Genomic DNA, 11,384 nt, shown 5'->3' on the forward strand with positions numbered 1-11,384 from the left:
AGTGCTGCATCGCGAACAGCTTGCCGGTGCGCGCGAAGCCGGTCTGCACTTCGTCGGCGATCAGCAGGATGCCGTGCTCGTCACAGATCCGGCGCAGCGCGCGCACGAACTCGGCCGGCGCCGGATTGAAGCCGCCTTCGCCCTGGACCGGTTCGAAGATGATCGCGGCGACGCGCTTCGGATCGATGTCGGCCTTGAACAGCATCTCGATCGCCTTGATCGAGTCGGCGGTCGTCACGCCGTGCAGCGCGTTCGGGTACGGCGCGTGGAACACGTCGCCCGGGAACGGGCCGAAGTTCAGCTTGTACGGCGCGACCTTGCCGGTCAGCGCCATGCCCATCATCGTGCGGCCGTGGAAGCCTCCCGAGAACGCGATGACGCCCGGACGGCCGGTGGCGGCGCGCGCGATCTTGATCGCGTTTTCGACGGCTTCGGCGCCGGTCGTGAAGAACGCGGTCTTTTTCGGGAAGTCGCCCGGCGCGCGCGCGTTGATCTTTTCCGCCAGCTCGACGTACGACGCGTACGGGACGATCTGATAGGCGGTGTGCGTGAAGCTGTTCAGCTGATCGGCGATCGCCTTGACGATCTTCGGATGGCGATGGCCCGTGTTGAGCACCGCGATGCCGGCGGCGAAATCGATGAAACGGCGGCCCTCGACGTCCCACAGCTCGGCGTTCTCGGCACGCGCCGCATAGAAATCGCACATCACGCCGACGCCGCGCGGGGTGGCGGCGTTCTTGCGGGCCTGCAGGTCGGCATTCTTCACGGTCATCTTCATCTCCTTGATGTTCGAATCCGGTTGGAACTGAATCTCGGCTGCGCTCCGGCAACCCATGCCGGCGACTATAATCAGATTTGGCTCTGGCAATCAGAGCCATTTCAATAAATATATAGGAGCCATTGATGCGGGCAAGCGTGTTGTCGGACTGGCTGGCGCAGCGCCTCGTGCGTGGCGGCGCGCAACCGATCTACCGTCAGCTGCACCGGCTGCTGCAGCAGGCGATCCTGTCGCGCGAATTGCCGGCCGGCACGCGCGTGCCGTCGTCGCGGCTGCTGGCGGCGGAGCTCGGCATTGCGCGCAATACCGTCACGCAGGTCTACGAGCAGCTCGCGCTCGAGGGGTACGTCAGTTCGGCGACCGGGCGCGGCACGTTCGTTGCCGACAGTGCGCCGGACGAGATCGTCGGGGCGCCGCCGGATGTCGCGCGGCCGTCCGCCGTCCGGCCGACCGCGGCGCTGCCGTTGTCCGCGCGCGGCGCGCGGCTCGTCGAAGGCGCAGGCGTATCGAAGCGGCAAGGCGGCGCCTTCATACCGGGCGTGCCCGACGTGTCCCGGTTTCCCGCGCGCGTGTGGACGCGCCTGCACAACAAGTATTGGCGCCGGTTGCGCCCCGATCTGCTGACCTATGCTCCGGGCGGCGGCCTCGCGCTGCTGCGCGAGGCGCTCGCCGACTACCTGCGCACGTCGCGTTCGGTGCGCTGCACGCCGGAGCAGATCGTCATCACGACCGGGATCCACCAGTCGATCGACCTCGCGGTGCGCCTGCTGACCGATCCGGGCGATGCGATCTGGACCGAGGATCCATGCTACTGGGGCGTGCGCAGCGTGCTCAACGTGTCCGGACTGACGACGCGGCCGATTCCGGTCGACGACGAAGGGATCGCGCCGTCGGCCGCCGATCTCGCCCAGCCGCCGAAGCTGATGCTCGTCACGCCGTCGCACCAGTACCCGCTCGGCATGGTGATGAGCCTCGCACGGCGGCGCATGCTGCTCGAATATGCGCGCCAGCACCGCTGCTGGATCATCGAGGACGACTACGACAGCGAGTTTCGCTACGGCAGCCGGCCGCTCGCGTCGCTGCAGGGCCTCGACACGGCGGGGCAGGTGATCTATGTCGGCAGCTTCGGCAAGACGCTGTTTCCGGGGCTGCGGGTCGGCTATCTGGTCGCGCCCGAGCCGCTCGCGGAAAGCTTCGCGACCGCCAGCGCGGAGCTGTATCGCGAAGGGCAATTGCTGCAGCAGGCCGTGCTCGCCGAATTCATCGCGGAAGGACACTTCGTCTCGCACATCCGCAAGATGCGCACGTTGTACGGGCAGCGCCGCGAAATACTGCTCGACGCGGTCGCGCGCCGCTATGGCGGCGCGTTGCCGGCGGCGGGCGGCGATGCCGGCCTGCATCTCGTGACGCGCCTGCCGGACGGCGCCGACGATCGCGCGGCCGCGCAGGCGGCACTGGCGCGCAATATCGTCGTGCGGCCGCTGTCCGGCTATTACGCGGAGCGTGCGCGGGCAGTGCCGGGCTTGCTGCTCGGTTATGCGTGCGTGCCGGAGGAGGAGATCGTGCCCGCGTTCGAGACGCTCGCGGAAGCGATCGACGAGCAGGTGTTCGCGCCGGCCTCCGTATTGGGGTGACGCCGTGCCGCTGCGCGCGTTGGTACGGAATTGCCGATAATAGAACGTTGCTATTTCTCCGGATGCCGACCATGACCGACCTCACCCAAACCTCTCCCGCTGTTCCGCGTCTCACGAGCCTGTCGCACGGCGGCGGGTGCGGCTGCAAGATCGCACCGGGCGTGCTGTCCGAACTGCTGAAGCGCGCGACGCCGCCGGCGCTGTTCCCGGATCTGCTCGTCGGCACCGAAACCGCCGACGACGCGGCGGTCTATCGCCTGAACGACGAGCAGGCGATCGTCGCGACCACCGATTTCTTCATGCCGATCGTCGACGATCCGTTCGACTTCGGGCGCATCGCGGCGACCAACGCGCTGTCGGACGTGTACGCGATGGGCGGCAAGCCGCTCTTCGCGCTCGCGCTGGTCGGCATGCCGATCAACGTGCTGCCGCACGAGACGATCGCGGCGGTGCTGCGCGGCGGCGAGTCGGTCTGCGCGGACGCCGGGATTCCGGTCGCGGGCGGTCATTCGATCGACTCGGTCGAGCCGATCTACGGGCTGGCGGCGATCGGCGTCGTGCATCCGTCGCGCGTGAAGCGCAACGCGGCCGCGCGCGCGGGCGACGTGCTGGTGCTCGGCAAGCCGCTCGGCGTCGGCGTGCTGTCGGCGGCGCTGAAGAAGAACCAGCTCGATGCGGACGGTTATGCGCAGATGATCGCGACGACCACCAAGCTGAACCGGCCGGGCACCGCACTGGCGGCGCTGCCGGGCGTGCACGCGCTGACCGACGTGACGGGCTTCGGGCTGCTCGGCCATACGCTCGAACTGGCGCGCGGTGCGGGCCTGACCGCGCGCGTGCAGTATGCGGCGCTGCCGTGGCTCGCGGGTGTCGAGGCGTTCGCGGAGGCGGGCGTGTTTACCGGCGCGTCGGGCCGCAACTGGGCAGCCTACGGCGCGGACGTGCGTCTCGCCGACGGTCTGCCGTCCGTCGCACAGGCGCTGCTGACCGATCCGCAAACCTCCGGCGGCCTGCTCGTCGCATGCGCGCCGGAAGCGGTCGACGAGGTGCTCGCCTGCTTCCGCGCGGACGGCTTCGACCGTGCGGCGGTGATCGGCGAAATGACGGACGGTGCGCCGCGCGTCGACGTAATTTGACATGCTTGCCGCGCGCGCGGCAGTCGATAGAATCGACGTTTTCTGTCGAAGACGTCGATTCCGCATGAACGATTTCCTGTTTGGGCTGATGATCGCGCTGTCGGTCGGGCCCGTCGCCCTGATGATCGCGAACTACGGCATGCGCGCCGGCACATCGAGCGGTGTGCGTGCGGCGGTCGGCGTCGCGACGGCGGACGGCTGCTATGCGGTCGTCGCCTTCACGATCGGCGCGATGCTGGCGAGCACGCTTGCGTCGCACCTGTCGACGTTTCGTCTGGTCGGCGCACTGGTGCTGCTCGCGATGGGCGCGCGGATGATGTGGCAGGCGCTGCGCGACCGGCGCCGCACGCTCGACGGCGAGGCGCCGCCGCCCGGCAGCCGGCCGTTCGCGTCGATGTTCTTCGTCACGCTCGCGAATCCCCTCACGATTCTGCTGTTCTACGGCTATGCGACGGCGGCCGCCGGCGCGCACCGGCACTGGCTGCTCGGCGCCGCATGCGTATTCGCGGGCAGCCTCACCGGCCAGCTCGTGTTCGCGTTCGGTGGCGGCGCGATCGGCCGTTTCGTCAAATCGCCCGCATTGCTCGCGGCGAGTCATGTCGCGGCGGCGCTCGTCGTGCTCGGTTATGGCGTCGTGGGGCTGGCGCGCCTCTGAGCGGCGCGTGCTCCGGTCTCTATTCGGTGGTGCAGGTTGGCGCACCCGTTCCCATTCGGCGTCAGTGCGATCGCAGAGGAGAACGGAACGGCGTCCAGACCGGCGTGTCGCTGTTCCAGTGATCGAGCGGCGATGGCAGTGGATCGTTCATCATCTATTCCTGAATGGGTTGACTGTCTCTGATTGCATCGAATCACCATACGCCGCGCGCGGGGCAGCCCGACGCGCGGCGTATGGCGTTTACCGGCCGCCCCCGCCGAGCTGGCCGCCTTCGAGCGTCGGCCGGTACGCGTGCGGCATGGCGTCGACCGTGCTGCTGCGGCGCGCCGCTTCCAGTTCCGCCCGCACTTCCGCGCGGGTCCGGGTGCTTTGGCCGTACCACGACGTATTGCCGTAGTCGCCTGCATGTCGTGTGGCGGTGTCGGCGAATGCAGGCGCGGATACCGTGAGCACCAGTGCGAGAGCGGAAAGAAGACCGCGGCGATTCATGATGTGACTCCTGTCGACCCGCGTTCGCGTCGTGGCGTGACGCAGGTCCCGTGCAACGTTATCGATTCGAGGCGCGTGCTGCTGCGCGACAGGACCTACTTTAGGAGCGAAGACAGCCGCGATAAATGCCGCTTCGGCGAATTGAATTGTCGCGATAGAGAAACAATCGGCTTTCGCAACGGCAGCAGGGTTATCCGGCGATCGCGATGCGCGTGGGCTCGCGCCGATGTCGCGACATGATGCATGTCATGGACGGCGGCGCGATTGTGTTGATGGGTGCAACGGTGTACTGCGGCGGATGGAACGTCGCAAGATGCGCCGGGCGGGCGGCGTGCATGAAGCGGATACGACGCGCCGGCTACAGGGCCGGCGCATTGTCATCGGACGATCAGCGGATCACCCGGCCCACTCGTTCAGCACGGGCGTATCGAGTACCGGCGCTCGCTCGGCCTCCTCGAACGTGCGCTTGCTGCATGTCGCGTCGAGACACCTGCCGCTCAGCAGCGGGCAACGGTCGAACACTTCGGCGATCCAGTCGACGAATACACGAACCTTCGGCGACAGATGCCGGCTGTGCGGATAGACGACCGAGATCGGCAACGGCAGCGGCTTGTAACCGGGCAGGATTTCCTTGAGCCGGCCGTCGCTCAGATACGGCAGCACCATGAAACGCGGCGGCTGGATGAGACCGAAGCCTTCGAGGCCGCAGGTCACGTACGCATCCGCGTCGTTGACCGACACGACGCTGTTCATCTTGACCTCGACTTCCTTGCCGTCGATCAGGAATGCCCAGTCGAGTGTGCGTCCGGTACGGCTCGAGAAGTAGTTCACGGCCTTGTGGTGACTCAGGTCCTCGATCGTTTGCGGCTCGCCGTGCTTCTCGAGATACGCCGGCGACGCGACCGACGTGCCTTCGAACAGCCCGATGCGGCGTGCGACGAGCGACGAATCCTGCAGCGCGCCGACCCGGATCACGCAATCCACGCCCTCCTGAAGCAGATCGACCGGCCGGTCCGACAGGCCGAGTTGCAGGTCGATGTCCGGATAGCGCGTATGGAATTCGCACAGCGAAGGAATCACCAGCAGCCGCCCGATCGAGCCGGGCATGTCGATGCGCAGCTTGCCGTGCGGCTTGCGATTGTTGTTCTGGAAGCTCGCCTCGGTTTCCTCGACATCCGCGAGGATCCGCACGCAGCGTTCGTAGTACGCGGCGCCGTCGGGTGTCAGCGACAGCCGGCGCGTCGTGCGATGCATCAGCCGCACGCCGAGGAAGGCCTCCAGATTCTGGATGATCGTCGTGACGGAGGCGCGCGGCAGGCTGAGCGTTTCCGCCGCCTTGGTGAAGCTGTTCGTGTCGACGACACGCGTAAACACCTGCATGGCCTGAAGCCGGTCCATCACAACCTCCGCGAATTGGAAGACGGAACAAAGAGGCCGCGGGCCCGGAGCCTGTTTATTCGCGTAAACAGGCCCCGAACACACGCAGCCTGTGATTGTTCGGGGTCGTTGAATTGTGTTGCCGGATTATAGGCATTTATCCCAATGTCTGCCGAAGCCAGAATTCGTTCCATTCCGAAATGGCCGTCACTTCGCTATGGACGCATCCGCATTCAGCACATTCCTGAGAGCCCAGGCACCGGCCGATCCTATCGCCGGCGCGGCGTTGACCGTCACCGAGGTCGAGATACCCGGCTATGCGCAGGACATTGCGCTGCGGCTCTATCGCCGCCCCGATAAAACCGGGCTCCCGGTCGTGCTGTATTTTCATGGCGGCGGATTCGTGCGCGGCTCGCTCGACGATGCGGATTTCGCCGCGCGCTTTTTAGCAGAACGCTTACCGGCGCTCGTCGTGTCGGTCGATTATTCGCTCGCGCCGGACTATCCGTTTCCGGCCGCGCCCGAGGACGCGCATCGCGCGGCGGTATGGGTCGCCACGCGTGCCCGCGCGTTCGGCGGCAACCCGAAGAAGATCGGCGTCGCCGGCCACGATGCGGGCGGACAGCTCGCGAACTGTCTCGCGTTCATCGCGCGCGACCGCCACGACGTGCCGATTGCCGCGCAGGCGCTGTTCGGGCCGATGCTCGATCCGAGCATGACGCGCATCGGCGACGCCGACCGTCTTTCATCCGATATCACCGCAAAGGAATGTGCGGCGTGCTATCGCGCCTACCTGCCGCGGGCGGCGCAACGCATGCATCCGTATGCGGCGCCGCTCGAGTCGGTGCGCCTCGCGGGCCTCCCGCCGACGCTGATCGTCACCGCGCAGAACGACGTGCTGCACGTCGAAGCGGAGAAGTACGCGGGCTGCCTGATCGAGTCCGGCGTGCTCACGCAGGTGATTCGCTATCCGGACATGACGCACGCGGCGCTCGCGACCCACGCGCCGGCATTCGACGAGGCCGTGCGCTTCCTCCAGTGCCGTTTCCAGGCACGCGCCCCCATTCGATCTGAATAACCACGCTTACCGGAGATCTTCATGACCCTTCTGCGCACCTCTCGTTCCCGGATCACGGTCGCCGCGATCGCGGCGCTCGCCATCGCCGGCCTGGGCACGTTCGGCGCGATCCGCGTCAGCGCGAGCGCACCGGAGAAGGCGGCGGCGCCGCTTCCCGAAGTCGACGTCGCGGCCGTCACGCCGCAGACCGTCACGGACTGGCAAACCTATTCCGGCCGCCTCGAAGCGGTCGAGAAAGTCGACGTGCGGCCGCAGGTGCCGGGCACCATCGTGTCGGTCAACTTCAAGGACGGCGCGCTCGTCAGGAAAGGCGACGTGCTGTTCGTGATCGATCCGCGCCCGTATCAGGCCGAAGTCGATCGCGCGGCCGCACAGCTCGCGGCCGCGCAGGCGCGCAACGGCTACGCGCAGAGCGACTGGCAGCGCGCGCAGCGCCTGATCGGCGACAACGCGATCGCGAAACGCGACTACGACGAGAAGCAGAACGCGGCGCGCGAAGCGACCGCGAACCTGAAGGCGGCCGAAGCCGCGCTCGAGACCGCGCGCATCAACCTCGGCTATACGCGCATCGTCGCGCCGGTCGCGGGCCGCGTGTCGCGCGCGGAAATCACGCTCGGCAACGTCGTGTCGGCCGGCGCGAGCGCTGCACCGCTGACGACGCTCGTGTCGGTGTCGCCGATCTACGCATCGTTCGATGCGGACGAGCAGACCTATCTGCAATACATCAACGGTGCGCGCGATGGCCGCAAGGTGCCGGTCGAGCTGGGTCTTGCGAACGAAACGGGCTATTCGCGCAGCGGCACGATCGACTCCTTCGACAACCGGCTCGACACGTCGTCCGGCACGATCCGCGTGCGCGCGCGCTTCGACAACGCGGACGGCACGCTCGTCCCCGGGCTCTACGCGCGCGTGCGGGTCGGCGGCAGCGAGCCGCATCCGGCACTGCTCGTCGACGACGCGGCGATCAATACCGACCAGGACAAGAAATTCGTGTTCGTCGTCGACCCGCAGGGCCGCGTGTCGTATCGCGAAGTGCAGCCGGGAATGCAGCACGGCACGCGCCGCGTGATCGTCGGCGGCCTGTCGGCCGGCGATCGCGTCATTGTGAACGGCACGCAGCGCGTGCGGCCGGGCGAGCAGGTCAAGCCGCACATGGTGCCGATGACGGGCAGCGATACGCCGGCCGTGCCGCTCGCCGGCACCGCGAAGCCTGCGCAGGCGAAGGCGAATTCGTAAGCGGCACGGCCGCTGCGCGTTCGCGTTCAATCAGACAGAGTCATCCATGAACATATCCAAATTCTTTATCGACCGGCCGATCTTCGCGGGGGTGCTGTCGGTCATCGTCCTGCTCGGCGGGGTGATCGCGATGTTCCTGCTGCCGATTTCCGAGTATCCGGAAGTCGTGCCGCCGTCGGTGATCGTCAAGGCGCAGTATCCGGGCGCCAACCCGAAGGTGATCGCCGAAACGGTCGCGTCGCCGCTCGAGGAGCAGATCAACGGCGTCGAGGACATGCTGTACATGCAGTCGCAGGCGAACAGCGACGGCAACATGACGATCACGGTCACGTTCAAGCTCGGCACCGATCCGGACAAGGCCACGCAGCTCGTGCAGAACCGCGTGAACCAGGCGCTGCCGCGCCTGCCGGAGGATGTGCAGCGGCTCGGCATCACGACGGTGAAAAGCTCGCCGACGCTGACGATGGTCGTGCACCTGATCTCGCCGGACAACCGCTACGACATGACGTATCTGCGCAATTACGCCGTGATCAACGTGAAGGACCGCCTGTCGCGCATCCAGGGCGTCGGCCAGGTGCAGCTGTGGGGCTCGGGCGACTACGCGATGCGCGTGTGGCTCGATCCGCAGAAAGTCGCGCAGCGCGGGCTGGCCGCGAACGACGTCGTGCAGGCGATCCGCGAGCAGAACGTGCAGGTCGCGGCCGGCGTGATCGGCGCCTCGCCGTCGCTGCCGGGCACGCCGCTGCAGTTGTCGGTGAACGCGCGCGGCCGCCTGCAGAACGAGGAGGAGTTCGGCGATATCGTCGTGAAGACCGCGCCGGACGGCGCCGTCACGCACCTGCGCGACATCGCGCGCATCGAGCTCGACTCGTCGGAGTACGGCCTGCGTTCGCTGCTCGACAACAAGCCGGCGGTCGCGATTGCCATCAACCAGTCGCCGGGCGCGAACTCGCTGCAGATCTCGGATGAAGTCCGCAAGACGATGGCGGAGCTGAAGCAGGATTTCCCGGCGGGCGTCGACTACAAGATCGTCTATGACCCGACGCAGTTCGTGCGCTCGTCGATCAAGGCGGTGATCCATACGCTGCTCGAAGCGATCGCCCTCGTCGTGATCGTCGTGATCATCTTCCTGCAGACGTGGCGTGCGTCGATCATTCCGCTGATCGCCGTGCCGGTGTCGATCGTCGGCACGTTCTCGCTGCTGCTCGCGTTCGGATATTCGATCAATGCGCTCTCGCTGTTCGGGATGGTGCTGGCGATCGGTATCGTCGTCGACGATGCGATCGTCGTCGTCGAGAACGTCGAGCGCAACATCGAAAGCGGGCTGAGCGCGCGGCAGGCGACGTACAAGGCGATGCAGGAGGTGAGCGGGCCGATCATCGCGATCGCGCTCACGCTTGTCGCCGTGTTCGTGCCGCTCGCATTCATGTCGGGCCTGACGGGCCAGTTCTACAAGCAGTTCGCGATGACGATCGCGATCTCGACGGTGATCTCGGCATTCAACTCGCTGACGCTGTCGCCGGCGTTGTCCGCGATCCTGCTGAAGGGACACGGCGACAAGGAGGACTGGCTGACGCGCATCATGAACCGCGCGCTCGGCGGTTTCTTCCGGCGCTTCAACACGGTGTTCCAGCGCGGCGCGGAAAACTACGGGCATGGCGTGCGCGGCGTGCTGTCGCGCAAGGCGCTGATGCTCGGCGTCTATCTGGCGCTGGTCGTGGCGACCGTGCTCGTGTCGAAGGTCGTGCCGGGCGGATTCGTGCCCGCGCAGGACAAGGAATACCTGATCGCATTCGCGCAGCTGCCGAACGGCGCGTCGCTCGATCGCACCGAGAAGGTGATCCGCGAGATGGGTTCGATCGCGCTGAAGCAGCCGGGCGTCGAGAGCGCGGTCGCGTTCCCGGGGCTGTCGGTGAACGGTTTCACGAACAGCTCGAGTGCGGGCATCGTGTTCGTCACGCTCAAGCCGTTCGCCGAGCGTCACGGCAAGGCGCTGTCGGCCGGCGCGATCGCGGGTGCGCTGAACCGGCAGTACGGCAACATCAAGGATTCGTTCGTCGCGGTGTTCCCGCCGCCGCCGGTGCTCGGCCTCGGCACGCTCGGCGGCTTCAAGATGCAGATCGAGGATCGCGGCGCGGTCGGCTATGCGCGGCTGGCGGACGCGACCAACGATTTCATCAAGCGCGCGCAACAGGCGCCCGAGCTGGGGCCGCTGTTTACGAGCTACCAGATCAACGTGCCGCAGCTGAACGTCGATCTCGACCGCGTGAAGGCGAAGCAGCTCGGCGTGCCGGTGACCGACGTGTTCAACACGATGCAGGTCTATCTCGGCTCGCTGTACGTCAACGACTTCAACCGCTTCGGCCGCGTGTACCAGGTGCGCGTGCAGGCGGACGCACCGTTTCGCCAGCGTGCCGACGACATCCTGCAGCTGAAGACGCGCAACGCCGCGGGCGAGATGGTGCCGCTGTCGTCGCTCGTCACCGTGACGCCGACGTTCGGCCCGGAAATGGTCGTGCGCTACAACGGCTACACGGCGGCCGACATCAACGGCGGACCGGCGCCGGGCTTCTCGTCCGGGCAGGCGCAGGCGGCGATCGAGCGAATCGCGGCACAGACGTTGCCGCGCGGCGTGAAGTTCGAATGGACCGACCTGACGTATCAGCAGATCCTCGCGGGCAATGCCGCGTTCTGGGTGTTCCCGATCAGCGTGCTGCTCGTGTTCCTCGTGCTCGCCGCGCTGTATGAAAGCCTGACGCTGCCGCTCGCGGTGATCCTGATCGTGCCGATGAGCATTCTGTCGGCGCTCACGGGCGTGTGGCTCACGCAGGGCGACAACAACATCTTCACGCAGATCGGCCTGATGGTGCTGGTCGGGCTGTCGGCGAAGAACGCGATCCTGATCGTCGAATTCGCGCGCGAGCTGGAGCATGACGGCAAGACGCCGCTCGAAGCAGCGATCGAAGCGAGCCGGCTGCGCCTGCGCACGATCCTGATGACG

9 protein-coding genes are annotated in these 11,384 nt (G+C 66.8%); 6 read left to right on the forward strand and 3 right to left on the reverse strand.

All coding sequences use genetic code 11. From position 1 onward, the window contains the following. Positions 1-766, reverse strand: a 766-nt coding sequence (locus KH616_RS14270; protein WP_292245500.1) for an aminotransferase class III-fold pyridoxal phosphate-dependent enzyme, incomplete at its 3' end; no start/stop codon positions are given. A 137-nt stretch (positions 767-903) separates the two neighbouring features. Here KH616_RS14270 and KH616_RS14275 point away from each other — a divergent pair. From KH616_RS14275 to KH616_RS14285, 3 genes are all read left to right on the forward strand, one after another. Then, entirely contained in the window at positions 904-2,412 is a 1,509-nt protein-coding gene (locus KH616_RS14275) for a PLP-dependent aminotransferase family protein (protein ID WP_292245485.1), read from the forward strand. Positions 2,413-2,483: 71 nt separating this feature from the next. Beyond that, the gene (gene selD / locus KH616_RS14280; protein ID WP_292245487.1) at positions 2,484-3,548 is read left to right on the forward strand and encodes a selenide, water dikinase SelD; all 1,065 of its coding nucleotides are present in this window, start codon (positions 2,484-2,486) and stop codon (positions 3,546-3,548) included. A 64-nt stretch (positions 3,549-3,612) separates the two neighbouring features. After that, positions 3,613-4,203, forward strand: a complete 591-nt coding sequence (locus KH616_RS14285) for a LysE family transporter (protein ID WP_292245488.1) — start codon at positions 3,613-3,615, stop codon at positions 4,201-4,203. A gap of 240 nt (positions 4,204-4,443) precedes the next feature. On the opposite strand, the gene KH616_RS14290 is transcribed toward KH616_RS14285, so the two are convergent. Next, on the reverse strand, positions 4,444-4,692 hold the full coding sequence (locus KH616_RS14290; RefSeq protein WP_292245490.1) for a DUF4148 domain-containing protein: 249 nt from the start codon (positions 4,690-4,692) through the stop codon (positions 4,444-4,446). A gap of 396 nt (positions 4,693-5,088) precedes the next feature. Then, on the reverse strand, positions 5,089-6,090 hold the full coding sequence (gene ceoR, locus KH616_RS14295) for a putative multidrug efflux transcriptional regulator CeoR (RefSeq protein WP_292245492.1): 1,002 nt from the start codon (positions 6,088-6,090) through the stop codon (positions 5,089-5,091). A gap of 196 nt (positions 6,091-6,286) precedes the next feature. Here ceoR and KH616_RS14300 point away from each other — a divergent pair, with 196 nt between their 5' ends. The 3 genes from KH616_RS14300 to KH616_RS14310 form a co-directional block, all read left to right on the forward strand. Then, positions 6,287-7,147: an alpha/beta hydrolase gene (locus tag KH616_RS14300; RefSeq protein ID WP_292245494.1), complete on the forward strand. Its 861-nt coding sequence runs from the start codon at positions 6,287-6,289 to the stop codon at positions 7,145-7,147. Between the two features lie 21 nt (positions 7,148-7,168). Continuing rightward, positions 7,169-8,383, forward strand: a complete 1,215-nt coding sequence (locus KH616_RS14305) for an efflux RND transporter periplasmic adaptor subunit (RefSeq protein ID WP_292245496.1) — start codon at positions 7,169-7,171, stop codon at positions 8,381-8,383. A gap of 46 nt (positions 8,384-8,429) precedes the next feature. Beyond that, positions 8,430-11,384, forward strand: a 2,955-nt coding sequence (locus KH616_RS14310) for an efflux RND transporter permease subunit (protein ID WP_292245498.1), incomplete at its 3' end; no start/stop codon positions are given.

Source organism: Burkholderia sp., from assembly GCF_018375725.1.
Lineage (GTDB): Bacteria > Pseudomonadota > Gammaproteobacteria > Burkholderiales > Burkholderiaceae > Burkholderia.